Here is a 25,421-nt window from a genome sequence, read left to right on the forward strand (position 1 = left end):
CTTCAAACAAGAAAGCGGCGCCAAAAGGGCGCCGCTTTTTTTGTCACTACTATCGATAATTAGCGTTGTTAAACACGAGCCAAATCAAGTCTGTAATGAGGCTTTGAAATCACAAGCTGAACGGTACTGATTGTTCTTTCTAAAAAACCACCTTCACAATATTTCAGGTAGTAGGTCCACATTCGCATAAAACGCTCGTCATAACCGTCGTTTAAAAGCTCATCTTTTGCAGAAATAAATGCTTCATACCAATGGTTCAATGTTTTCGCATAGTCAATCCCGATGTCGTGTAAGTCACGAATCATCATATTAGTATACTTTTTCAGGTGAGCGTTAAGCTGGTGCTGAGAAGGTAAAAATCCACCCGGAAAGATATATTTCTGAATAAAGTCGACACTATTTGAATAGCTGTCGTAACGTCTGTCATCAATGGTTATTGACTGAAGTAGCATTAGGCCGTCGTCTTTTAAAAGTGACGAGCATTTCTCAAAGAAATTTCCTAAAAATTGTTTGCCTACAGCTTCAATCATCTCGATAGACACGAGCTTATCGTACTTGCCTTCAAGTAGGCGATAATCCTTTTTCAGCAAAGTGATTTTGCTTTCAAGTCCTTCTCGGGCAATCCATTCTTTTGCCCATGCATGCTGCTCTTCTGAAATGGTAGTGGTCGTTACGCGGCAACCATAATGCTTAGCAGCATAGACGGCTAGCCCGCCCCAGCCCGTGCCAATCTCTAGAAGATGATCGGTTTCGCTAAGCTGTAACTTGTCGCAAATGGCTTTGAGCTTGTAATTTTGTGCATCATTGAGAGTTGCATTCGGATCTGGGTATATGGCTGACGAATACATCATTGTTGGGTCAAGGAAGTGGGTATAAAGCTTATTACCCAGATCGTAATGCGCCTCGATATTTTTCTTGGCTTGGTCCTTTGTATTTCGACGTGCAAAGTGTTGAATCTTGTTGATGGGCATAGTCACCCATTTAAATTTATTCTCCCATTCGTCAAGGGTAGATAAATTCCTAGCAAACACTCTTACCACGGCTGTTACGTCGTCACTGTCCCATAACCCATCCATGAATGCTTCTCCGGCGCCCACACTTCCGCCAAGCAATAAGCGTCGATAGGCTTGTACATCCTTGATATTTACCGTTGCTCGCAAATCGCTTTCGTCTGTGCCGAAACGCGCAACGACATCGCCGTTTTCTTGAATGGTTAAACTGCCAAAAGGCAGTTGTTTTAAGCATTGTAGGAATAGAGTTCTACACGCTTTATCTACAAAGGAGACCTCTGAGGTGGTCAGTAGTACAGATTCACCAAAAGACATTGTTATTGTTCCTGACTTTTTTCTGGGTGTGTATACAGTGGCGTTCGTTTAAGCAATAGTTTAAGCGCGTGCCAATAAATTCCAGCCACAGTTTTTATTGTCATACTGGGTATACGTTTAAGTGCCGCAGATAGATTCGCATTATCTAAAGTAAATTTAGTCAAATTTATCCCTGCACTGAACTCTTTGTCGTCTCTTACACAGTCCATCGCAAGTGACAGTCTAGCCGACGGCTGCGATATCGACCATTTGTAGGTCATATCCATTGGATTAAACGGGGAAACATGAAAAGCTTTTGGCGTATCGTCTTGAGTATCTAGATTTACAAGGTAGTGATGACGCTCATTCCACGGCGTGTTACTTACTTCGGCAAGCATATGTGTATACTTACCTTCGGCATTGCGTAGGTAATAGAAATTCACCGGGCTGAAATACAACCCCCACATACGAAGTTGTCCCAGCATAAAGACATCGCCTTGAAGCGTCTTCCCTCCGTTTAACTCTGTCATTCTGTCTATTACTGCCTGACCTAGAGGTAAAGAGGGATCACCTAAGTAGTCTTCACGCTTGAAACGCACTCTAGCCTTGTCGTATGCAGAGAAGCGTTTTAACGAGCTGGACAAGATTTCGAGTTCGTTGCTCTCAAGCTTTAGCCAAAATAAATAAATGTCATAGTCAAATTTATGCTGGGTAGGCTTAAACCGTTGGTGATAAACCTTACCCTTGTAGATGGCACTTTCTATCACAGGGCTTCACCAAAGCGAGAACAAACATCAAGTGCGCTAGTTACGCCGTCTTCATGAAAACCGTTATACCAGTAGGCTCCACAAAAATGTAAGTTGCCTACGCCACAAATTTCATTTCTTCTTGCTTGGGCGTTGACCATGCTGGCATTGTATTGCGGATGTGCGTACTGATAGCTTCGAAGAATACTCTTTTGGTCTATTTCCGCCGTATTATTTAACGTTACACAGTAGGTGCTTTGTGCTTCAAGGCGTTGAAGAATATTCATGTTATAAGTGACAGAAGCGGGGCGGGCTTCCTCACTTGCGTCTTCTTTTAAGCTGTAATTCCAACTCGCCCAAGCTAATTTTCTTTTAGGCAGCTGTGAAATATCTTTGTGCATCACCACGTCGTTTTCTGCGTAAGGGATATTTCCAAGGATATCTCGATGCAGCGAAGTCGGTGAGTGAATCATTTTTAACGCTTGGTCACTGTGGCACGCAAATACCACATGATCATACATCGCAGCGTTGCCTGAAGAGTCGGTAACCTGCCACTTATCATCGCTTTTCGCTACCGACAGAACGGCCGTCGATAGTTTGATCTTAGACTCAAATGGTGCGATTAAAGGCGGAATGTATTGGCTTGACCCACCTTTAATTGTGTACCACTGAGGACGGTCGGTAATATTGAGCAAGCCATGGTTGTTGAAAAACTGCAAAAAGAACGTGAGTGGAAACTTTCTCGTTTGCTCTAAGCTGCTGGACCAAATTGCGGCGCACATAGGCAAGATATAATAACGTGCAAAGTCATCGCTGAGTTTTAATTCTCTAATGACGTCTTCTAACGTAAGTGAAGAAGTATCACGGTTTTCTGCGACCATCGCTTTACACGCTTTGTTAAACGTCAATATGTCTTTCACGATACGCCAAAATTTAGGCCTCAGAATATTACGCCGCTGTGCAAATAAACTGTTTAAGTTATTGCCATTGTATTCGAGGTTTGCCTTTTTACTCATTACAGAGAAGCTCATCTCTGTTGGTTGATACTCAACGTTTAACTGATTAATGAGCTTTATAAAATTAGGGTAGGTCCAATCATTAAAAACGATAAAGCCTGTATCGATATGGTGAGTTTCCCCATTGTCGCTTATTTTCTTCGTTGCAGTATGACCACCTATATAGTCATTTGCTTCGTACACTGTGATGTCGTGCTGCCTATTTAGAAGGTGCGCGCAGGTCAAGCCAGAAATACCTGTGCCAATGATGGCAATCTTATTGTTCATTCATCTTCTCTTATTGTTTTTCTCTCATTGCCAACGACAATCGCTTTTGCAGTGGGGTTGGCAGTATATGCATAAAGCGCAGAATAAAACCAAAGAACCGAGGGAAGAAAACTGTTTGTTTGTTGCCCTCTACTCCTTTAAGCATAGCGTCAGCGGCTTCTTCAGCGCTAATTTTCATTGGCATTTCAAAATCGTTTTTATCTGTGAGGGGCGTTTCTACAAATCCAGGAGACACCGCTTGCACTTTCACGCCTTTGTGGTGAAGGTCTACTTCTAATGATTTAGTAAAATAATGTAGGGCAGCTTTGCTCGCACCGTACGCTTGCGTTCGCGTAAAAGGAAGTAGGCGAGCCATGCTGTCAACAACCACAAGCTTGTCGCCTTGCTTAAGTCGTGGAAGAAGAGCGTCTACACAATGAACAACGCCAAAGAAATTAGGTTCGAATACGCGGCGAAACATGTCTGGCTCGAAGTCGTCGATATCTACATATTCGCAGGTACCAGCGTTGAGTACAGCAATGTCAAACTTAACCGTTGCTAGCGCCCGTCGAGTATCGTCAAGATCAGTGACATCGAACTGGCATGCGCTAATATTATTGTACTTACTGAGCTCGTTGAGTGTGTCTTCATTTCGACCACAGGCAATCACTTGATAACCGCTGTTTGCAGCCTTTATTGCTAGTGCTTTACCAATACCCGATGTGGCGCCAGTAATTAGAATACTTTTCACTTTGCTAGCTTCCCTTTAATTTTTTTAACGACAAAACCTAGGATGGGTACATGCTCATAGACCATTTCGCCCAAGTCGTAATAATCTTTGTGGTAAATAATGCTGTCATCGCTGACACCAAGTTGCGTGGTGCCATCTAGCGTAATTTGCTTATCACTATCTTTCAGCGTAAGGGTCATCGTCCAGTTTGCGATATGGGTAACCTTTGAATGACTTGATGGATGCTCTTTTGAGCCATTGGGCGAGCAAGTAAAAATGTCCGCAATGTCGAACTTACAGCTTTCGGCTTGCGTCAATAAGTTGGAAAAATAGCGTTTTACTTCATCAATGCCATGGTGTGTAGTGATTGGGTCGATAAACAGTATGTCGTCGGCATAGATATGTTCTATGTCGTCTGGAGAAATTTGACATATGTCTGTGTAAATTTTACAAAAGCGTCCAATGACATCCATGGCCTTTCCTTAACTCATAATTCAAAATCAGATTTGCATATCGGTAATGTCGACGCTTAAAAAAATTCGCGGTTATTTTCACGTTCAAATTGCAAGTCTCTGATATGAAATCTGTTAATGTTTTATTTAAAAACTAAATTACATTAATCGTCGTGCTAAAGATCATGTTTTTCCATTTATATGTGAAAAATTTTCCCATTCGATCCTAATTGTTCTCACTTGCGTAATTATTTTCGTGTTTTCGGAAGTGCTGAGTATGAGTGTAGAACGTTTTCCTTTATTTCCTTTATCTGCGCACCTTTTGCCGGAAGGTAGAATGGCATTGCGCATTTTTGAGCCACGATACGTGCGAATGGTTAAGCAGGCATGTGCTGAAAATAAAGGCTTTGTGATGTGTATGCTTAATGCTAACGGTGACAAAAATTTGAATGAGCATATTCATAAAATAGGTACTTATGCGCAGGTTGTTGACTTCGACATGCTCGATGATGGGTTGCTTGGCATAAAGGTTGCTGGTTCTCATTTAGTTGAGGTAAGTAGCATAGAAGTTGAAAAAGATGGTCTTCGTACCGGTAGTTGCAAGGTGTTAGAACCTTGGCAGTGCGATTTGGCTCCTCAACAAATAGCGCCTATGGACGAGCGACTTAAAGAAATATTTGGAAATTACGAAGAGTTGGCATCGCTTTATGAATCACCAAAGTTTGATTGCCCTAATTGGGTATTAAATCGGTGGTTAGAATTATTGCCAGTAGACGGCTCGCAAAAACAGCACTTTTTAGCGCAAAGAGAATGCACCAGTTTACTGAACTATCTCTCTGCACTAATCGCTTAGTCGTTGAGTCGGATAAAGACATTACAAATTCGTAATCCAATATTAGCGATTTTCGCAAACGATTTAAGTCATAACGCCGTAGAATGATACAACCAAAACGGAAAAGCGGACGAATCTTATGTTAGTTGGAATTCCTTTGGAACAAAGTAACAGCACAATCAAGCCTAAAGAGTGTGCAACTGAAATGTCTGATTACCTTGTCGCGGTTGCAGACACCCGATGCAAGCGTTCATTTGCGAGAGTGTTTAACTACTTCGCGCCTCGGCTGCGTTCTTATGCACTGAAACAGATGGGTAATGAGGCACTGGCCATGGAACTGGTACAAGATACTATGTCGAATGTATGGCAGAAAGCGCACCTGTTCAATGCAGAAAAAGGTTCTCCGTCAACGTGGATTTTCACAATCGCACGCAACATTCGCTTTGATATGCTTCGAAAGCTGCAGAATAGAAAAGAGGATGTTTGTTCTGACGATCTATGGCCGGTTTTATGCGAACAAACAGCCGATGCAAACGAGGCGCCACTTGACGAACAAGTTACTTTAGAGCAGATTGGCTATTTGTTCGAATCACTACCTGTAAAACAGAAAGCAGTGGTTGAAGCTATCTATATTGATGGCAAGTCACAACAAGAAGTCGCCGATGAGCTTTCAATTCCATTAGGTACAGTAAAGTCGCGGACACGTTTGGCACTTCAACGATTAAAGGTCATGTTAAACGATAATGATTAGGTTTCACCCAAGTGCCCAGCAACTTAAAGATTTTGTTGAGGGCACATTGTCACCTGCTATATCACTGATGGTCTCTGCACATTGTGACATGTGTGAGAAATGTCAGCGTTTTGTTGAAATTGAAACGGAAAGTCTTGCTGCTCAAATGGTTTCGAACGCCAATTCATCGGCAAGCGACAGAGCTGAAATGTCACTTCAGTTTGGTGACATGCTATCCCAAATTACGCAGCTCCCATCATCGAAACAAAATAATGCTTTGATGGAACAGCCCACAGCGTATCGTGAGCCCGTAAAGAGGCGGGCGGCCTTGCAGGCGCAGGCAAGCGCAAATACCATCGAGTTAGATGGAAGGGTATTCACTTTACCCAGAACACTTCACCGCTACATCGATAAGACAGGTAACTGGTCAAGTTTGGTCGGGAAGCTGTGGCAGGCGCCAGTTGACCTTGGAAACCAAGGTGTAGCTAATTTTATCTTTATGGGAAGTGGTGGTAGTGTACCTGAGCACACGCACCGTGGAACGGAATATACATTAGTCATTGATGGTGAGTTCAGTGATGGGCTAAGTCGTTATGATACCGGCGACTTTATTTTCATGGATGGTGATAAAACGCACACGCCAAAATCCGAAGGTAAAGAAGGCTGCCTTGTATTTAGCATTGTCGATCAGCCATTGCACTTTACTTCGGGCCTTGCAAGATTGTTAAACCCTTTTAGTCACTTGTTTTTCCGCTAGTAATCTATCAAGCGAACGCAGTCAATATGTGACATCCAGATACAAAAAAACGCACAAATGTGCGTTTTTTTATTGGTTGCATAAAGCTCTAGCAAAACAGAATAGCCAAATCTAGCTAATAAATTCGCTGTCAGGGTAGTTAAGCTTTAGTGTCTTCATCGCATTGTTACGCAATTCATCTAGGCCAAGCTGCTCATAACTTGAAACCATAATTTCGAGTGCTTGTTGCACTTGAGTGGTATTCGGGAAGTGCTCTATAACATAGCGACCACGGTTTGCTGCAGCGACATAAGCCTGGCGTCTCATGTAGAAACGTGCAATAGCGATTTCATAGCGAGCCAAGCGGTCTTTAATATGAACCATGCGCTGTTTCGCATCTGCGGCATATTTGCTATCTGGATATTGTTGAATCAGTCTGCGGAAATCTTCAAACGCAGCACGAGACTTCGACGGGTCTCTATCCGTACGGTCAATATTCATTAACTCTTGGAAAAGGTTGCTATCTGATTCCATGTTAGTTAATCCACGCATGTAATACGCGTAATCAACATCTGAATGGTTTGGATTCAGACGAATAAATCTGTCGATAGTGGCAAGCGTTTCTTCGTTTTTACCTGACTTATAATAGCTATAAATAAGGTCTAGCTGTACCTGGTGGGATAGGGGACCGAACGGGTAGCGCGAATCTAGCGCGCTTAACGTTTGTGCTGCAGCGCTGAAGTTACCTACTTCCATGCTCTGCTTTGCTCTGTCGTACAGTTGCTGCGCACCCATGTTAGCTAATACGGCTTTTTCTTCATTATCTGAAGAGCTACATCCTGCGACAGATACCATAGCACCCAATAAAACGGGGGCCAGTAGACGAAATGATTTCATAATAATTCTATTTTCCTGCTAAACAGTTTTAATACTTCGCTGTCTAAGCTCATGTGTTAAACAACAACACTTTAATTGCATTCTAACGTACTAACGATGAGAAAAACCATACAAAAACGTAAACAAGGCAGTGTACAGCGTGAATACTTGTTATAATACCCTTTTTTAGACGTAATCAATGGTGTTATGACACAGTCGCCGAACACAATACAATTAGAAGCTTCAACGGAAGCTGCGCATTTTGGTTTACGGTTAGATCAGGTTTTGGCTGATTTGTTCCCTGAATATTCTCGTTCTAAGCTAAAAACTTGGATCCAAGATGGGAATGTTGCTGTAAACGGTGAAGTAATCACCGTGCCTCGCCACAAAATGCAAATGGATGAACTTGTTACTGTACAGGCCGAAATGGATGTACAAGTAACGAGCGAAGCGCAAGACATCGCGTTAAACATTGTTTATGAAGATGAACACATCCTAGTCATAAACAAACCAGCAGATTTGGTTGTGCATCCAGGTGCAGGGAACCCAAGCGGTACCGTGCTAAATGCCTTGTTAAATCATTGTCCAGAGATAGACAAAGTTCCACGTGCGGGCATTGTCCATCGCCTTGACAAAGACACGACGGGGTTAATGGTAGTAGCAAAAACAATTCCTGCTCAAACGCATCTTGTTGACCAACTTCAACGTCGGGAAATGAGTCGTGAATACGAAGCCGTTGCCTTAGGTACGATGGTCGCTGGTGGTATTGTAGATGCGCCTATTGGTAGACACGCAACAAAACGTACGCATATGGCAGTACGTGAAATGGGCAAACCAGCGGTCACTCATTTTCGTGTTATCGAAAAATTTCGCGCATACACGCACCTGCGTTTGAAGCTTGAAACTGGCCGTACGCACCAAATCCGCGTACACATGGCCCACATTAAGCATCCTTTGCTTGGCGACCAAGTTTATGGCGGGCGTCCTCGTCTTCCTAAAGGGGCGTCAGAAGAATTTATCGCTGCGCTTCGCGGATTCCAACGTCAGGCGTTGCACGCCGCACAGCTCTCGCTGTTTCACCCTGAAACTGAAGAGTGGATGACGTGGAAAGCTCCCCTACCTCAAGATATGCAGGACTTGCTTAAAGCCGTGAAAAAGGACACCGCGGACAATCCACAAGATATGCTTTAATGAGTAAGGCGAACTTATGACATTGTCAGCTGCGAATTCACCTATTTCATCCACGCTGGATTTGATTACGCCAGCGTGGTCATGTCCCGCAAATGTTGTTGCATACACAACGACAAGAATGGGAGGTACAAGCATAGGTGATTTTGCAGGTTTGAACGTTGGCGCCCACGTGGGGGACGACCTCCTACTAGTGAAAGCCAATAGAAGCCTGATTCCACATAGTGAAAAGATCACATGGTTGGAGCAAGTGCACAGCAACCGCGTGGTGTCATTGCCGAGCGCAGATACCACCGCTGATGCGTCGTATTCTTCTTCAACATCGCATTTTTGTGCGGTAATGACCGCAGACTGCGTGCCCATTTTATTGTGTGATGAAAGCGGTCAAGAAGTGGCGGCAGTACATGCTGGTTGGAAAGGTCTCGATACTAACATTATCGGAAGTGCAGTTTCACACTTTGGCAGCGACGCAAAAAAACTCATCGCTTGGGTTGGTCCTGCAATCAGCGGGCCCTGCTACGAAGTTGATGCACAGTTGGCGAGTAAGTTTCGCCATATAGACGGTGCCATTGCCAATAGCTCTAATAGAGGGAAGTACTTATTAGATCTACCTCTAGTGGCACAGGTGCAATTGCAGCAAGCTGGCGTTGAGAGTATTACACAAAGTAACTTGTGTACTTACACTGACGAACAGCGTTTTTACTCCCATCGAAGAGCTACGCATCAAAACAAGCGCACGACTGGGCGTATAGTTAGCGTAATAGGCCTGCTTTAAATTGTTTCGAAAAAAGGCGGCAGTTTTAGTCTGATCACACAGTTGCGCTAGATCAAACTTCATACATTATTTGTTATCTTTTTGGCTAACTTTTTAATCTCATACTTGAATCGCAATTGAGCAGCCTACATAACTAGAACATAAAGAATACCATTCCGCATAGATCATTACCCACTCAGCGAGAGTTAAAATGTTCGTAATTGCGGCGTGTTACCGCAGGTATAGTTGTTCATTAATTAGGTTGAAATTATGAGACTAGATAGATTTACCAGTAAATTTCAGCTCGCAATATCCGATGCTCAATCACTCGCATTGGGGCGAGATCATCAATACATTGAACCTGTCCATTTAATGACTGCCATGTTAAATCAGCAAGGCGGGTCAGTACGCCCTTTGCTTGACCAAGCAAACATCAATGTAAATGCGCTACGCTCAGCACTGAGCCAAGCTATTGAGCGCCTACCTCGTATTGAAGGCATTGGGGGAGATGTTCAATTAAGTAAAGACAGCGGCATTTTGCTAAATCTTTGTGACAAGATAGCGCAGCAGCGAAAAGACGAATACATCACTTCAGAAATCTTTGTTCTAGCGGCGCTACAAGATAAAGGGCGCTTGGGGGAAATCTTCAAAAGCTTGAATATCGCTAAAGAAGCTATTGAAAGCGCAATAGACGACATGCGGGGTGGTCAGAAGGTCACGGATCCTAATGCTGAAGATGTACGTCAAGCGCTTGAAAAATACACGACAGATTTAACCGAGCGAGCAGAACAAGGCAAGCTCGACCCGGTCATTGGTCGAGATGATGAGATTCGCCGAACTGTTCAAGTACTGCAGCGTCGAACCAAAAACAACCCAGTACTCATTGGTGAGCCGGGTGTGGGTAAAACGGCTATTGTTGAAGGGTTGGCTCAGCGCATCATTAATGGCGAAGTGCCTGAGGGCTTAAAGAACAAGCGTGTTCTTGCCCTTGATATGGGCGCGTTAGTGGCGGGAGCCAAATATCGCGGTGAGTTTGAAGAACGCCTTAAAGCAGTGCTTAATGAGCTGGCTAAAGAAGAAGGTCGCGTGATCTTATTCGTTGACGAACTGCACACCATGGTAGGTGCAGGGAAGGGCGATGGAGCGATGGATGCAGGTAATATGCTTAAACCTGCGTTAGCCCGTGGTGAACTTCACTGCGTTGGTGCTACAACACTGGATGAATATCGTCAGTACATTGAAAAAGACGCAGCACTTGAACGTCGTTTCCAAAAAGTATTAGTTGAAGAACCAAGCGTTGAAGACACTATTGCTATTCTGCGTGGCTTAAAAGAGCGCTATGAGCTCCATCACTCGGTAGATATTACTGATCCCGCTATCGTTGCAGCGGCAAGTTTGTCGCATCGTTATATTAGCGACCGCCAATTGCCAGACAAAGCCATTGATCTTATAGATGAGGCTGCGTCTAGCATTCGATTGCAAATAGACTCCAAGCCCGAAGAGATGGATCGTCTTGAGCGTCGTATCATCCAGCTAAAATTGGAAGAGCAAGCTCTGGCCAAAGAAAAAGATGATGCGAGTCATAAGCGACTTGAAATGATTGAGCTAGAGCGTGAGCAAGCGGAAACCAAGTACGCAGAGCTTGAGAAAGTGTGGGTGGATGAGAAAGACGCCATGCAGGGCACTCAAACCATTAAAGGGGAGCTTGAGCAGGCTAAACTTGACTTGGAGATAGCGCGACGTGCATCTGATTTGAATCGTATGTCGGAACTTCAGTACGGCCGTATTCCAGAGCTTGAAGCAAAGTTAGAGCAAGCGGCTGAAAACGAAACTCGCGAGACAACGTTACTTAAAAATAAAGTGACGGACGTTGAAATTGCAGATGTGCTTTCGCGATGGACGGGTATACCTGTAGCGCGAATGCTTGAAGGCGAGCGTGAGAAGTTGTTGCGTATGGAAGACGTACTTCACAAACGGGTTGTTGGACAAGAAGAAGCGGTTGAAGCTGTTTCAAACGCAATTCGCCGTTCACGTGCTGGGCTTGCGGATCCAAATCGACCTATTGGCTCATTCTTATTTTTAGGGCCAACTGGCGTGGGTAAAACTGAGCTCTGCAAAGCCTTGGCAGGCTTTATGTTCGATACTGAAGATGCCATGGTGCGTATTGATATGTCAGAGTTTATGGAAAAACACTCGGTAGCACGCTTAGTGGGTGCACCTCCTGGCTATGTTGGCTACGAGGAAGGTGGCTACTTAACCGAAGCGGTGCGTCGCAAGCCATACTCGGTCATTTTGTTGGACGAGGTTGAAAAGGCACATCCAGATGTATTCAATATTCTGCTTCAAGTACTAGATGACGGCCGGTTGACTGACGGACAAGGACGTACTGTAGATTTTAAAAATACCGTTGTGATCATGACGTCCAACTTAGGTTCAGATATCATTCAAGATAAGCACAACGAAAGTCAGTATGACGATATGAAAGCGTCGGTAATGAGTGTTGTAGGGCAACACTTCAGACCGGAGTTCATCAACCGCGTCGATGATATTGTGGTATTCCATCCATTAGGGAAGGAGCAAATAAAATCTATTGCTAAAATTCAGCTTGCCTCGCTTCGCGCTAGGCTCGCAGAAAAAGGATATAAGCTTACTCTGTCTGCTGCTGCTATGGATAAATTGGCGGACGCGGGCTTCGACCCAGTGTTTGGCGCACGTCCGCTTAAGCGAGCGATACAAGTGCAGGTGGAAAATCCACTTGCGCATCAATTACTCGCTGGCGAATTAATACCGGAATCAACCATTCGTATTGATGCAGATGACAGCGGACTTTTCGTTGTCAGCAATTAAAACCAAAAGGCACTGGAGACAGTGCCTTTTTTATTGCCAGTAGATTCCGCGAAAGACCATTAATCGGCAGCTTCATAACAAAAAACGATTTACTAAAAAGCCACTGGTCGAATAGCGACAGATTACGCTTTCTTGTTTAATGAATTTTCCTAATACAGCTAATTAATTTTCTTGATTTAATAATGATAACGATTATCATTAACTTATTGTTGAGAGGGTTAAGAGGTTGCGATGCAGTTATATAATTCAAACGAAGGGGTAGTTTCTGCGCGCTCAATGCCCCGAGATATAGCTAAGCTTTGTGCGCATTTCATATTATGCATGATTGTGAGCGCAGTCGGTGCCATAGGTACTGGTTTTGCCGTATTTGCATTGAGTGTAAATCAAGCGACATTCTCGCCTGCAGATACTATAATGCCTGCACTTACTGTGTTTTCTCTGTCTTTGTGTTTAAGTTGGTTTTCGCAAAGTTGGGGTAAGGCACTTCAATCAATATCACTACTTTCACTTATCGTGTTAGCAACAAGTAGCCTATTATTATTTTTCTATTGAGCGATTTATGCTCAGTATTCTTCATCTCTTTACACAATTAACATTCAAAAAGTAAACCTCTGATTATGCGAATTTAGGAAAAAGTTAATATTCTAAACTCGGTTTATCCTCTGAGCACGAACGAATACATTATCCGCCCGTTAACGACATGTTAAATAGTTTCAGCTATTAGGACGAATAATGAAAACAAACAATAAATACACCCTACGCTTATCTGCTTGTGCATTAGCGCTAATTCTTAACCCTTCTCACGGCATAGAGTTGTTCAACGGGAAGGTCGGTAACGAACACGTTAAGGTTAGTGTTGGAGGTTATGCCAAAGTAGATGTCAGGCATGTTGAAGGGGATATTGCTTATCAGGATTATTGGATTGGTAATTTTCCTGGCGGGGAAGCAATAGAGACATCACACACAGGTTTCAATGTAGGAGAGTCACGCTTAAATATGGGCGTTTCTATAGGGGAGGTGAGTACTTTTATAGAGGTCGATATGTATGGCGGAGGGGGCAACGAAGCGGTAAGTAACTCTACCAACTTGCGATTACGCCACTTCTTCATCACCTATAAGAACTGGAGTGCGGGTCAAAACTGGAGCACCTTTATGCCGCTTCACGTTATTCCTGAGTCGTTAGATTTTGGTGGTCCTCATGTAGGAGAAGTGTTTGCAAGGCAAGTTCAGGTTAGATACACCTCAGGAAACTGGCAATTTGCCATCGAAAGCCCAGAGACCATTGGGGATGGTGATACCGACGCACCTGCCAATGCCGTAGGGCTTACAGGTGTAGCCGCTGACCCTGATGAGTCTACACCCGACTTTGTTGTACGATACAATTTAGATAGTCAATATGGGCAATATGCTTTCGGCTCTGTAATACGACTTGTCGATCAAGGAGGGGTTGAAGAAGTTACAGCAGCAGTAAATATCGCAGGCAAAATACCACTTTTTGCAAAAGATGATCTACGTTTTCAATTAACCGCGGGTAAGCCCGGTCGGTATGCTGCGGCCGGCATGACTGCTGATGTTGTTGAGGATCCTGCAACTCAAACATTGGAAACGGAAAGTACGCTGGCTTATACCGTAGCGTATCGCCATTTTTGGACTGAAACCCTCCGCAGCACTGTATTTTATGGAGCAGCTAAAACAGATATTTTGGGGCGCAAACGTTCGCACTGGGCGGTGAATGTTATTGATACGGTAGCGCCGCGCCTTGATGTTGGCCTAGAGTTTGGTGCTTATTCTATCAATGATGACAACATAGACAGCATTGACTCGAATTACTTCCAAGCGTCAGCTAAGTTCGCGTTTTAAGATCGCTTCAATTATGTTTAGCGCCATGTTTTTGATGTAAACGGAGATTACTTCAATGTTTATCAATAAAAATAGGCGCTTCTATTGCTAAACGCCTCTTGAAGGTAGTTGACCAGTAGCTTTAGCTTTTTGTCAGGCTGACGCGAACGAGGGTAAACGGCATAAATACCCATAGTCTTAGTTACGTACTCAGCAAGTAGGGGCGAAAGCGCCCCATCTTCGATATCTTCATGCACTAATGCCTTGGGAAGAAATGCTACACCCACACCTGCAATAGCGGCTTGCCTTAACGCATCCAAGTTATTTGACTGCATTCGCCCGTCAATTTGAACGTTATGAAGCTCTCCTTCAATATGAAACGGCCAGAAGTCTGGGCCAGTGCTATCGTACTTGTAAATTAAACAATTATGTTCAGTTAAGTCGTCAGGATGATTTGGGCGGCTTTCGTTTTTAAGATATGTGGGGCTTGCGCATACTATCCATTTTGAATCTATAAGGCGTTTAGCAATAAGAGAGGAGTCCTCAAGATGTGCTGTACGAATGGCGAGATCGTAACCTTCTTCGATGATATTGGTGACGCGATTGGTAATTGCAAGCTCTACATCCACCTCTTCGTGTAAATTGCAAAACTCGGCAATTGCGCGATTTAAGACCAGTTTTGCCGATACATTGGGCATAGTAATTCGGATTTTTCCACGCACTTCATCACTGTAACCACTGACGGCATCTTCTGCGTCTTGAATGGCTAAATTGGCGATTCTCGCATTATTGTACAGTGTTCTTCCTGCATCAGTTAAATTGAGCTTTCGTGTAGAGCGGTAAAGCAATTGAACGTTCAAATCTGACTCTAATCGTGCGATACGCTTACTTACTACAGAATTAGTTAGGTTGAGTTTTTGAGCGACCTTTGAAAAAGAGCCTTCATCAACTACGTTCACAAAAAGGATAATATCGTCTGCTTTTGCCACTATTAGTCCAAAAATGGAAATAAACTTTGTCTTTAATGCATATATATCAACACGTGAGAAATTAGTACAGTCGCATACCTAAATTTTAACCCTGCATTAACATCGATTTTCTAACGTTAGAAACTCGAATAATTAACTAATTATAATAAGAGGAAAACTCATGAATGAGATAACCCTTGGATTATTAGCATTGTTACCTATAACGCTTTCAGCAGTGCTGCTATTGGGTTTACAGTGGTCTGCGAAAAGAGCAATGCCAGTTGTATTAGCAAGTACAGCACTTATGGCACTTTTAGCATGGGATATGTCGGCAGTACGGGTGGGCGCTTCAATTCTACAAGGCTTAGTGATTACAGTATCTGTTTTGTGGATTGTATTTGGTGCAATTTTTCTGCTCAACACATTGAAATATACTGGAGCAATTGATGTTATCCGCCAGGGTTTCACCAACATTTCACCTGATAGAAGAGTCCAGGCAATAATCATTGCTTGGTGCTTCGGAACTTTTATTGAAGGTGCTTCTGGTTTTGGGACGCCGGCCGCTATAGCGGCTCCTTTGCTTGTTGCCATCGGTTTTCCTGCATTGGCTGCCGTACTTATTGGTATGATGATCCAAAGCACACCCGTCTCTTTTGGCGCAGTGGGAACGCCTATAGTCATTGGTGTAAACAAAGGCTTAGACGGCCAAGCGATCAGTCAGACTTTGCAGGCTCAAGGCTGGCAATGGGAGCAGTTTATTCAACTAATCACCTCTGAAGTGGCAATTATCCACGGAATTATTGGCTCATTTATGCCAGTTTTAATGGCTATAATGCTCACTCGCTTTTTTGGCTCCAATAAGTCTTGGCGCGAAGGGTTACAAATTCTACCTTTCGCCTTATTCGCGGGCGTCAGCTTTACCATTCCTTACGTATTTACCGGCATTGTATTAGGCCCTGAATTTCCATCGTTGATTGGAGGATTGGTGAGCTTGGCAGTGGTTGTTACTGCAGCTAAAAATGGTTTCTTGATGCCTAAAACAACATGGGATTTCCCGCCGAAAGCGTCATGGGACAAAGGTTGGCTGGGTAATTTGGAAATAAAAGCAGACGACATAACGTCACAAAAGGCCATGCATTGGGTTACGGCTTGGGTCCCTTATTTAGTTGTTGCACTTCTGCTCGTTATATCCAGAGTGTTTCCAACAATAAAAGAATTTACTACGTCGCTGACACTCTCATTTGACAACATACTGGGTGAAACGGGTGTAAGTGCATCAATCAGTCCGCTATATCTTCCTGGTGGGTTGTTGTTAATAGGTGCATTGGTTGCAGTAATCATTCAAAGTAAAAAGGTATCCAAGGGAGAAGTGTTGTTTAAGGCTTTCAATGATTCCAGCAAAACGTTGCTAAGTGCTGGTTTTGTATTGATGTTCACAATTCCTATGGTTAGGCTTTTTATTAATTCAGGTGTGAATGGCGCCGACATCGTCAGTATGCCGATAGCTGGCGCGCAATTGTTCGCCAATATGTTTGGCGAAGCTTTCCCATTAATTAGCCCTACTATTGGTGCATTAGGTGCATTTATCGCAGGCTCGAATACAGTATCAAATATGATGTTCAGCCAGTTTCAGTTCGAAGCAGCACTAAGCCTTCAATTGTCACCTGCACTAATTATCGCAGCGCAAGCCGTTGGGGCGGCTGCCGGAAATATGATTGCAATACACAATGTTGTAGCTGCCTCGGCAACGGTAGGATTAATGGGGCAAGAGGGAGCTACTTTAAGAAAGACTGTTATCCCAACTATATATTACGTTGCATTTGCAGGTATTTTAGTATGGTTGGGGGTTTATGTGTTTGACGTCGGCGGTCCATTAGTCGGCACAAACTAATTTTTAATACGCATTGCACTGTTCTAAGGAGTTATACATGCAAACAACCCCAATTATTGACGCTTTTAAACGCGTACTCGGGGAAAGCAATCTTGCCGTAGGAACGCGCCAAACTGAGCACTATCGCAAGGGGTGGCGGTCAGGCGAGGGCGAAGCATTGGCTGTACTTTTTCCACATACGCTAATGCAATATTGGGAAGTGCTAAAGGTTTGCGTTGAATATAACTGCATCATTATTATGCAGGCCGCGAAAACCGGCTTGACCGAAGGCTCAACGCCAAGTGGAAGCGACTACGATAGACCAGTGGTGGTTATAAATACGTTAGCAATGGACGATATTGTTCTGGTTAACGACGGAACGCAAGTATTGAGCTTTCCGGGAGCAACACTGTTCAAACTTGAAAAGGCGTTAAAGCCACTCGGGCGTGCGCCTCACTCTGTAATTGGGTCGTCATGCCTAGGTGCGTCTATTGTCGGTGGTGTTGCAAACAACTCAGGTGGGGCACTTGTCAAAAGGGGACCTGCCTATACTGAGTTATCGCTGTTCGCTCAGGTGGATAAAAGCGGAGAGCTAAAGCTTGTTAATCACCTAGGGATAGATTTAGGCGACACGCCGGAAGAAATTATCGGAAACCTTTCTTCTGGCAACTTTCCAAAATCTCTACCTGAAACCAGTATGAAAGCGTCGGCAAGTGATTATGAACACATCGTTAGAGACGTAAATGCTGATACGCCGAGCCGCTTTAATGCCGATCCAACACGGCTTTACGAAGCCAGTGGATGCGCAGGTAAAATTGCTGTTTTCGCGGTGCGCTTAGACACATTCGAAGTGCCTAATAAAGAACAAACGTTTTATATCGGTACGAATGATGCCTCTGTACTTACTCGTATTCGAAGAGACATACTGACTCAATGTAAAAACGTTCCTGAGGTGGGTGAATATCTTCATAGAGAAATGTTCGATATTGCAGATGTTTACGGAAAAGATACCATCATAAGTATTCAGCGTTTGGGAACTGACTCGCTACCTAAAATGTTTGCACTCAAAGGGCGGGTGGATGCCGTGCTCAACAAGTTACCTCTGCTTCCTCCTTACCTAAGCGATAGATTGATGCAGTTCGGTAGTAAGTTCTTTTCTGACCAAATACCCTCGAGTATAAGAACCTAACGCGACAAGTACGAGCATCATCTAATCCTTAAAATGAGCGATGGTGGCATCGAAGAGGTTAAAACGCTTTTGGCCAAGCTGTTTAACGAAGAGAAGCTAGATGGTGACTTCATTACTTGTAATGAAGAAGAAGCGTCTAAGGCGTTTTTATTACGTTTTGCTGCAGCTGGCGCCGCGGTTCGCTATCAAACGTTACACCATAAGCAAGTAGGAGACATCTTAGCATTGGACATCGCATTGCGCCGCAACGATGATTTATGGGTAGAGAACCTGCCTGAGCACATCGCCAAACACGTTGAAAAGTCACTTTATTATGGACATTTTTTCTGCCATGTCTTTCATCAAGATTACATACTAAAAAAAGGCAGCGACGCCAAAAAAGTAAAAGCAGATATGTTGGCACTATTAGACAGTCGTGGCGCTAAGTATCCTGCTGAACACAATGTAGGTCATTTGTATGAAGCCGAAAGTAACTTGCAGAAATTTTACAAAGACTTAGATCCAACCAATACGTTTAACCCTGGTATTGGCAAAATGGAAAAGCACAAACGCAATTGTTCGTGCTGCCTTTAGCTGCATGCGAAGAGAGCCTTATAGGCTCTCTAATAGCGTTCTTGCTTGAGGACGCTTAAAGAAAGGGCGTTCCACTTTTACTGCATATTCTAACTCTTTTTTCGCCTCTTCAATTCTATTGAGCTTGGCTAGCGTGTAGCCCAGATGATAGCGAATATTTGGGTCGTTGGCGTCTCTGGCGAACGCATCCCTCAGCATTTTAAGGCTGCCTTCATAGTCTCCTTGTAGCGCTTTGATGTGACCGTAGGTATCCAATATTTTTGCTGAGTTTGGTTGAAGCTCGTAGGCCTGACGTGCATAGTTTTTTGCAGTGACTAGCGATTCCTCGATATGCATGATCGCTAGGCGATTGTAAGCCTCAGCAGGGTTGAGTAAGTTTGGTTGCTCAACAAGTTCCTTGTAAAGCGCTATCGACTCATCGAACTCTTGAATAAAGAATAAGTATTGCGCCAACAGGTTTTTTGCCAGCAGATTGTTTTCATTCTCGCTCACCAGCTTTCTTGCCGTATTCAAAAATACATCTACAAACTGATCGTTCAGTGCGTAGTTGTAAATGGCAACAAAAGCCTGTGCAAAAGAAGCGTCGACTTCTAGCGCTTTTTCGAAAGCGTTAATCGCACTTTCATCATTACCTTTATTCGCAGCTAATCTTCCTTTTAGAAAATGGTAAACCGGGTTTTGCTGCTGGTTTGCAGGAACTGTCGCCAACAACGACTGTGCTTTATCGTTTTTCTGTAAATCTAACAACAAACTTGTATAGCGCAGGGTAACAAATGTGCTTGTGTTTGCTATGTCGTGTGCGCGAGCCATGGCGTTTAACGCGCCCTCGCTATCACCAATGTTTCGGGCTTGGTCGGCATAGGCAATTAATTTACCCGCGTCGTCGTTAATAAAGTTTCTTACAATGCTAAGTGTTTTTTCGGCATCGGCACGTTGATTATTCCCTAACTGAAGCGCAGCTTTACGAAGGAGGTAGTCAGCATTGTCGAAGTCATCTTTAATTAGCAGGTCTAAGTGATACAGGGCATTCTTAATGTCGCCTTGTTGCTGATACAAAGAGGAAACGCGTTCCCTAGCACCGCTATTCGACGGCGTAAGTGTTAGTAAATCGAGATAGATTTGCTTTGCTTCATCTACCTTGCCTGCTTTGGTCAGGTTAAACGCTTTTAGCATCAGCGTTTCATTATGCTGCGGTGAGAAAGTAAGAAGTTCTTCAATCAATTGATTAGAAGTTTCTACGTTGCCTAAGCGGCTTTCAGTAGCCGCCAAATTAAATTTTGCAGGAAAAAGGGTAGGGTTCTGTGCCAGCGCCTTTTCGATATTGGTTTTAGCTTCTTCTAACTGACCTTGTCTTATCAAGATGCCGGCTTTTAAGTTGTACACTTCAGCTTCGTCAGGATAAAGTTCACTTAGCAGGTTTGCGCCTTTTAAAGCATTATCAAACTGCTGGGCTTGTAAATTCATTAATGAATAAGTGAATAGAAACCCCGCGTTATCTTTGTAGGTCGGCAAATTCTTTTCAAGAATTGATAGTGCTTCGTCCTGCTTACCTCTGGCAGCCATTAATTTAATCTTGAAAAGCTGAAGCTTGTTCTCATTAGGGTATTTGTATTCAAGATTTTGCAGTAGGCGTTCAGCCTTGAATGCTTTGTTTTGGCGAATAAATAAGTCACCCAGAAGCAGCGCTGAGTCAGGGTCTTCCATTAACGCATCCTGATGACGTTCAAGCAGCGCAAGCGCTTGTTTGTCTTGCTGTGTTGCCATATAGACTTGACTTAGCATTAATACTGCCTGCAGGTCATCAGGCTCCTGCTGCAAGTAAGCATTAAAGTCCTTTGCGGCTGTTTCCATGTTGTTGTTAAAGAAGTTCGTTAAACCACTTATATATAACAACATCGGTTGAGAGGTTATCAGCTCAGGGTCAAGCTGCGCCATGAAGTCGTTAAGTTCTTTTAGCTTTGCATTATCAATAGCTTGCTGGTTGTCTCTACTTTGTAGCCAGCTGTTGAGTAATATGGCTAGCGGATCGTTCGGCGTGTCCTCAATGATCTCATCAACAAAAAGCTTTGCGGTATCGTAGTCTTTTGCTTCTAAGTACAAGTCTACAAGGTTACGTAGCGCAATAGGATCGTCGCGGTTAAACGTCAATGCTTTTTGTAAATGCGCGGTTGCTGCGTCAGTATCTCCCTGTCGATAAGCAAGCTGGCCCTTCAATCGCCATGTTATTGCGTTTTCTGGTTCTAACGACATGGCTTTATCGATAAGAGAATTTGCTTTAGATAAGTCTTCATTTTGAAGGGCAATTGAGGCTAAGCCGTTTATAGCTGGCACGAAGTTAGGTGTGCGTGAGACTATGGTGCTATAGTCGCGTAAGGCGCATAGCTCGTCTTCCAGTCTAGTGCACGCAGTTGCACGAATCATTAACCACTCGCGCTCTGCCTCTCCCGACAGTTTGTTTAAATCGGCAAAATCGACAATCTCTTTATATCTGTTCAAGAACAGCCAAGTGTTGCCAAGCGGTTCTGCCAGAAGGTTAATGTCAGCACCCATTTCAAGTGCTTCTACGAACTCCATTTCGGCCGCGGTTAGGTAGCCGTTTATAAGCAGTATTTCACCCATTAGTATCTTTGCAGCTAGATTTTCAGGGTCTTTCTGTAAGCTGTTTTTAAGGTGGATATAGGCTTCGTCGTATTCGTTTTGATTAAACGCGGTCAGTGCTTTTTCGTAGTCTTCTGACGTAGAAGCAAAACTGTTAAAAGCGATTAATGATGAGGCAACTGCAGAGACAATAGCGCGTTGTACAACACGCTTTTTATTATTAAAAAAATCCATATATACCTTCGAAACTTAGCCTAGCCGCTGGCTTAAAAATAGCATAAAAAAAGGTGGCCTAAGCCACCTTCTAAAGATACGTGTTTTCTATGCGTTTTTAAACAATTAAACGCGGCGCTTACGTCTATAAAGAACAAGACCTAAACCCAACCCCATCAGTGCTAGGGCGCCAGGCTCACTAACTTCTGCGGTTGGTTGAGTCATTGACACACCAATGGAAGACAGTTTTAATTGTACGCTGTTAAAGTTACTCTTAGCGTTATCGTCGAAAATGGTATTGTATGCACCTATTAACCAGTATTTTGCACTACCAGTTAGCTTCGTAAATGTTGATTCGTACAAACCGTTTGAGCCTTTTGAACCTACGCCATAGTGACCTAGTGTATTCTCAACAATAGCGCTTGTAACAGTGTTCCAAGTTGAGTTGGCTCCGCTCTCAAATGCCGCAATACTATTAAGACCCGCAACAGTAACTTCTTTACTATCATTGTCGCCGACTACCCAAGTGAAGGCTGCATTTTCAAGAGTCACTGACTCGCTAAATGACAGTAAGAACATATCAAAATCTCTGCCACCGCCGTCACCGCTATTATCAACTGCGTGACTATCACCTCCCCAAGAATAATCACTATTTTTAATTCCGTAGCCAACGTGTCTATTTGCTAAAGTACAACCATTATTACCAAGCGTACAGTTCCACCAACCTTGAATATTGCCCTGGGCAAGTTTGTCGTCGGCGTGTCCTGCAGAGTTTGACCAAGCAGTGATTCCTACATCAACTGTAACGCCGTTGATCTCGATTGAGGTATTGCTGTTTTGCGCATTGGTCGTTTGTGAGTAATTAGCGCTGCCATTAGAATTGGCGAGTGTGTATTGTGCATCATACTTTGCACTGTTGAGGCTTGAATCTGTAGCGAAAACTGATGAACTAACAGCAAGTAATAGTATTGTCAGCGATGTAGAAAACTTCATATTTTGAACTACCCAAAAAGCAAAATTAGATGATTATTTCTAATGTTAAGCTTATTTCGTGCCAGTTTGTTTAAGTTTATGATTTTTAAGTTAATGTTACAATTTGAAAAGGGACGATATGAGAGAGGGTAAAAAAAACTGACAGATTTTCCAACCTGTCAGTGATCTAAAGTCTAATTTCTTCAAATGGATTTTTTGCGACGCCACATCACGAGAAGTGAACAAGCCATGAGTAAGCCAATGGTGCCAGGTTCAGAAACTTCTGTTGGCGTTGGCGTACCGGCAGACTCTGTTACAGAGAAGCCAACATTAGCAAGCTTAAAGGCATCATTACCTACATGGCCGCCAATATTTCCGAATACGGTGTTATAAGCGCCAACCAACCAATATTGAGCGGACTCAGTGAAAGTAAAGTCAGCGCGGTGATCTAAATATTCACAGTTTTCAATATCAAATGAGGCTGAAGTTAAGGCGTTAGCGACAATATCGCTCCACGTGTTAACACCTGAGGTTAGTTTCGAAGTATTACTTAGTGCTGCAACAGATACTTGGCTGTCGCGGCCACTGTAAAGCCATGAAAAACTTGCGCCCGTTAGTGTCACCGCAGAGTCGAAAGATAACAACACGAAGTCATAGTCACGTTCTACGTTAGTCATACCACTATAATAAGCGTTCGCGCTACCTTGAGAGTAATAGTTGATATTGTCAATAGCGTGGTCAGCGTCGCCACGATAGTATGCTTCATCGTTGTTTGTTATGCCGTAAGCCCATTTATCTGAGATTTTTTCTAACTTGGCGCCAACGACTGTTTCGCCGGTAACTCCTTGTGTGTCCGAAAAGGCGGACATATTAATATTTAATCCGTCTATTTGAACAAAGGAATTATTCGTCTGATTGGTTTGTGTCACTTTGTCATCGACTAGATCGTAGGTGTATTCTCCCAACGGAGAGTTACATACATTGCTTTGTTCGTTGCTTTGGCTCGATGACCCACAGTGAGAATAACTTTGCTTTTTATAGTAGGTAGCGAATGCTGAATTAGCACTCAGGGTAGATAGCAAAGCTGTGGAAAGTAATAGTACAGTTTGCAAAGAAAACGTTTTTTGTAGCGTTCGCATAATTGCTTTCCTATATATGAAGCGCAAAGCACTTCAAGTACACGCCGAGTGATGTGTGCGCATATTATGCGAACACAAACTTGGTAGTACCTAATTTCAACATGGACTTGTATGATATATGAACGGTGAGCTATTTAAGGTATGTAACCGTATACCTAGTTATTAGTTGTTTGTTTGATCGTGAGCATACGCGGTCCTGAATAAATAGAAGCCAAGCGCCGGCATTGTGGTAGGAGTACGTGTAATCAATGCAAAGCTAATAACGTTTTGCAACGGCGTTATGTAAAGGAACGAGGCAGCCTTTTTACTTTGCTATGCGTTCCTGCATATCTATGAAATAATTAGTGCAATTGTATATGTAGAAGTATGAGGACATATGTCTGATCAAAAACGTAAAGGGATATACTTACTTCCCAACTTATTAACAACAGCAGGGTTGTTTTCGGGTTTCTTTGCTGTGGTTTCGTCAATGAACGGCAGGTTCGAAGCCGCGGCAGTGGCTATCTTTGTTGCTATGATTTTTGATGGCTTAGATGGGCGTGTGGCAAGAATGACGAACACGCAAAGCGACTTTGGTGCCGAGTATGACTCAATGGCAGATATGGTTTCATTTGGAATGGCACCTGCACTTGTTGCTTATAATTGGGGGTTAACTGAGCTGGGCAAGTTAGGCTGGTTAGCGGCTTTTATATATGTAGCGGGTGCAGCTCTTCGTTTAGCTCGCTTCAATACGCAAGTTGGTATTGCCGATAAGCGTTTCTTCCAAGGTCTCGCAAGTCCGGCTGCTGCGGCTGTTGTCTCTGGTCTTGTATGGGTTGGAGTTGAGTATGATGCTGTTGGTACCGACTATGGTTTAATAGTTGCTGCAGTAACTGGCTTGGCAGGTTTGCTGATGGTGAGTAACTTTAAATACAATTCTTTCAAAGAAGTTAATTGGCACGGTAAGGTTCCATTTGTAGGCCTTCTTTTAGTTCTTCTGATATTCGTTGTTGTGGCAACAGAACCCGCTTTAGTATTGTTCCTTGTTTTTGCACTATATGCGTTAGCTGGACCTATCAATACGTTTCGTACCGTTGAGAAAGTAACGTTAGACGATGTAGTGGGCGACCATGAAGAAGATGCAGACTTCAATGCCGATAAAAAGAAAAGCAATGAAAGTGTAGACAATAAGCAGGAATGATCACGTGGCAATAATCAGATGTCTTCGCTCAATAATAAAGAGGATATGCCTTTTTGAGCTGATAGAATAAGGATATACAAGCGTAAACGCATGCTTAATGTACTAATAGATTAAAAAGCGACCGAACGGTCGCTTTTTTTATATTTATTTAAAAAAGGGTGTTGACGATGCTACAGGAATGCGTAGAATGCGCGCCTCCTCAACAGGGAACAGCAAAACGCTAACAACTGATGAGGATGTCAAAAACCAAGTTTAAAAATAAATAAACAAAAGTTGTTGACAAAAAAAAGATGCGCTGTAAGATACGTATCCGCTTCGGGAGAGGCAGCTAGCAAAAGCTAGTAACGTTCTTTAAAAATTTAGACAAGACAATCTGTGTGGGCACTCGTTAAGAGTGTCACAACGACGATTCATATTTCGATA

Annotated in this window: 20 protein-coding genes and 1 pseudogene; 11 read left to right on the forward strand and 10 right to left on the reverse strand. The window is 43.3% G+C overall.

Annotation, left to right across the window (positions count from 1 at the left end):
• Positions 1-68 precede the first annotated feature (68 nt).
• From WA381_RS05700 to WA381_RS05720, 5 genes are read right to left on the reverse strand one after another with little or no spacing between them, the layout of a single operon-like run.
• Positions 69-1,325 carry an SAM-dependent methyltransferase gene (locus WA381_RS05700; protein WP_156086641.1) on the reverse strand — a complete coding sequence of 419 codons (1,257 nt, stop codon included), beginning with the start codon at positions 1,323-1,325 and terminating at the stop codon, positions 69-71.
• Between the two features lie 2 nt (positions 1,326-1,327).
• Positions 1,328-2,071: a DUF1365 domain-containing protein gene (locus WA381_RS05705; protein WP_080752360.1), complete on the reverse strand. Its 744-nt coding sequence runs from the start codon at positions 2,069-2,071 to the stop codon at positions 1,328-1,330.
• The gene (locus WA381_RS05710) at positions 2,068-3,333 is read right to left on the reverse strand and encodes an NAD(P)/FAD-dependent oxidoreductase (protein WP_156086640.1); all 1,266 of its coding nucleotides are present in this window, start codon (positions 3,331-3,333) and stop codon (positions 2,068-2,070) included. Before WA381_RS05710 ends, WA381_RS05705 begins: the two co-directional genes overlap by 4 nt.
• 10 nt (positions 3,334-3,343) lie before the next feature.
• Positions 3,344-4,063 carry an SDR family NAD(P)-dependent oxidoreductase gene (locus WA381_RS05715; RefSeq protein ID WP_156086639.1) on the reverse strand — a complete coding sequence of 240 codons (720 nt, stop codon included), beginning with the start codon at positions 4,061-4,063 and terminating at the stop codon, positions 3,344-3,346.
• Entirely contained in the window at positions 4,060-4,515 is a 456-nt protein-coding gene (locus WA381_RS05720) for a nuclear transport factor 2 family protein (protein WP_075177092.1), read from the reverse strand. Before WA381_RS05720 ends, WA381_RS05715 begins: the two co-directional genes overlap by 4 nt.
• Positions 4,516-4,771: 256 nt before the next feature.
• On the opposite strand from WA381_RS05720, the gene WA381_RS05725 reads away from it, so the two are divergent.
• From WA381_RS05725 to WA381_RS05735, 3 genes are all read left to right on the forward strand, one after another.
• Positions 4,772-5,347 (forward strand): LON peptidase substrate-binding domain-containing protein, encoded by a 576-nt coding sequence (locus tag WA381_RS05725; RefSeq protein ID WP_014950075.1) that lies wholly within the window; start codon positions 4,772-4,774, stop codon positions 5,345-5,347.
• A 118-nt stretch (positions 5,348-5,465) separates the two neighbouring features.
• On the forward strand, positions 5,466-6,077 hold the full coding sequence (locus WA381_RS05730) for a sigma-70 family RNA polymerase sigma factor (protein ID WP_014950074.1): 612 nt from the start codon (positions 5,466-5,468) through the stop codon (positions 6,075-6,077).
• Positions 6,070-6,813: a ChrR family anti-sigma-E factor gene (locus tag WA381_RS05735; RefSeq protein WP_075177093.1), complete on the forward strand. Its 744-nt coding sequence runs from the start codon at positions 6,070-6,072 to the stop codon at positions 6,811-6,813. Before WA381_RS05730 ends, WA381_RS05735 begins: the two co-directional genes overlap by 8 nt.
• A gap of 111 nt (positions 6,814-6,924) precedes the next feature.
• On the opposite strand, the gene WA381_RS05740 is transcribed toward WA381_RS05735, so the two are convergent.
• Entirely contained in the window at positions 6,925-7,689 is a 765-nt protein-coding gene (locus tag WA381_RS05740) for an outer membrane protein assembly factor BamD (protein WP_014950072.1), read from the reverse strand.
• A gap of 186 nt (positions 7,690-7,875) precedes the next feature.
• Between WA381_RS05740 and rluD the strand changes: the two genes are divergently transcribed.
• The 5 genes from rluD (at position 7,876) to WA381_RS05765 (ending at position 14,317) form a co-directional block, all read left to right on the forward strand.
• Entirely contained in the window at positions 7,876-8,859 is a 984-nt protein-coding gene (rluD, locus tag WA381_RS05745) for a 23S rRNA pseudouridine(1911/1915/1917) synthase RluD (protein WP_014950071.1), read from the forward strand.
• A gap of 16 nt (positions 8,860-8,875) precedes the next feature.
• Positions 8,876-9,631, forward strand: coding sequence for a peptidoglycan editing factor PgeF (pgeF, locus tag WA381_RS05750; protein ID WP_075177094.1), 756 nt, complete (start codon positions 8,876-8,878; stop codon positions 9,629-9,631).
• Between the two features lie 249 nt (positions 9,632-9,880).
• Positions 9,881-12,457, forward strand: a complete 2,577-nt coding sequence (gene clpB, locus WA381_RS05755; RefSeq protein WP_156086638.1) for an ATP-dependent chaperone ClpB — start codon at positions 9,881-9,883, stop codon at positions 12,455-12,457.
• A gap of 231 nt (positions 12,458-12,688) precedes the next feature.
• A complete protein-coding gene (locus WA381_RS05760) occupies positions 12,689-13,009 on the forward strand; it encodes a hypothetical protein (RefSeq protein ID WP_069944607.1) in 321 nt (106 codons plus the stop codon).
• Between the two features lie 180 nt (positions 13,010-13,189).
• Entirely contained in the window at positions 13,190-14,317 is a 1,128-nt protein-coding gene (locus WA381_RS05765; RefSeq protein ID WP_069944606.1) for a DcaP family trimeric outer membrane transporter, read from the forward strand.
• Between the two features lie 62 nt (positions 14,318-14,379).
• On the opposite strand, the gene WA381_RS05770 is transcribed toward WA381_RS05765, so the two are convergent.
• Positions 14,380-15,285: a LysR family transcriptional regulator gene (locus WA381_RS05770; protein WP_336132288.1), complete on the reverse strand. Its 906-nt coding sequence runs from the start codon at positions 15,283-15,285 to the stop codon at positions 14,380-14,382.
• A 160-nt stretch (positions 15,286-15,445) separates the two neighbouring features.
• Here WA381_RS05770 and WA381_RS05775 point away from each other — a divergent pair, with 160 nt between their 5' ends.
• Together WA381_RS05775 and dld are read left to right on the forward strand one after the other, a co-directional pair.
• Positions 15,446-17,155, forward strand: coding sequence for an L-lactate permease (locus tag WA381_RS05775; protein WP_156086636.1), 1,710 nt, complete (start codon positions 15,446-15,448; stop codon positions 17,153-17,155).
• A gap of 37 nt (positions 17,156-17,192) precedes the next feature.
• Positions 17,193-18,896, forward strand: a pseudogene (gene dld / locus WA381_RS05780) (D-lactate dehydrogenase).
• 18 nt (positions 18,897-18,914) lie between these two features.
• Here dld and prsT read toward each other — a convergent pair.
• The 3 genes from prsT to xdp1 (WA381_RS05795) form a co-directional block, all read right to left on the reverse strand.
• The gene (gene prsT, locus WA381_RS05785; protein ID WP_156086635.1) at positions 18,915-21,728 is read right to left on the reverse strand and encodes an XrtA/PEP-CTERM system TPR-repeat protein PrsT; all 2,814 of its coding nucleotides are present in this window, start codon (positions 21,726-21,728) and stop codon (positions 18,915-18,917) included.
• Positions 21,729-21,833: 105 nt separating this feature from the next.
• Positions 21,834-22,700: an exosortase-dependent surface protein XDP1 gene (gene xdp1 / locus WA381_RS05790; RefSeq protein WP_014979757.1), complete on the reverse strand. Its 867-nt coding sequence runs from the start codon at positions 22,698-22,700 to the stop codon at positions 21,834-21,836.
• 182 nt (positions 22,701-22,882) lie between these two features.
• The gene (xdp1, locus tag WA381_RS05795) at positions 22,883-23,818 is read right to left on the reverse strand and encodes an exosortase-dependent surface protein XDP1 (protein ID WP_156086634.1); all 936 of its coding nucleotides are present in this window, start codon (positions 23,816-23,818) and stop codon (positions 22,883-22,885) included.
• Positions 23,819-24,194: 376 nt separating this feature from the next.
• Between xdp1 (WA381_RS05795) and pssA the strand changes: the two genes are divergently transcribed.
• The gene (gene pssA / locus WA381_RS05800; protein WP_014950059.1) at positions 24,195-24,998 is read left to right on the forward strand and encodes a CDP-diacylglycerol--serine O-phosphatidyltransferase; all 804 of its coding nucleotides are present in this window, start codon (positions 24,195-24,197) and stop codon (positions 24,996-24,998) included.
• Positions 24,999-25,421 lie beyond the last annotated feature (423 nt).

Source organism: Alteromonas sp. CH_MED4-4, from assembly GCF_037029575.1.
GTDB lineage: Bacteria > Pseudomonadota > Gammaproteobacteria > Enterobacterales > Alteromonadaceae > Alteromonas > Alteromonas macleodii.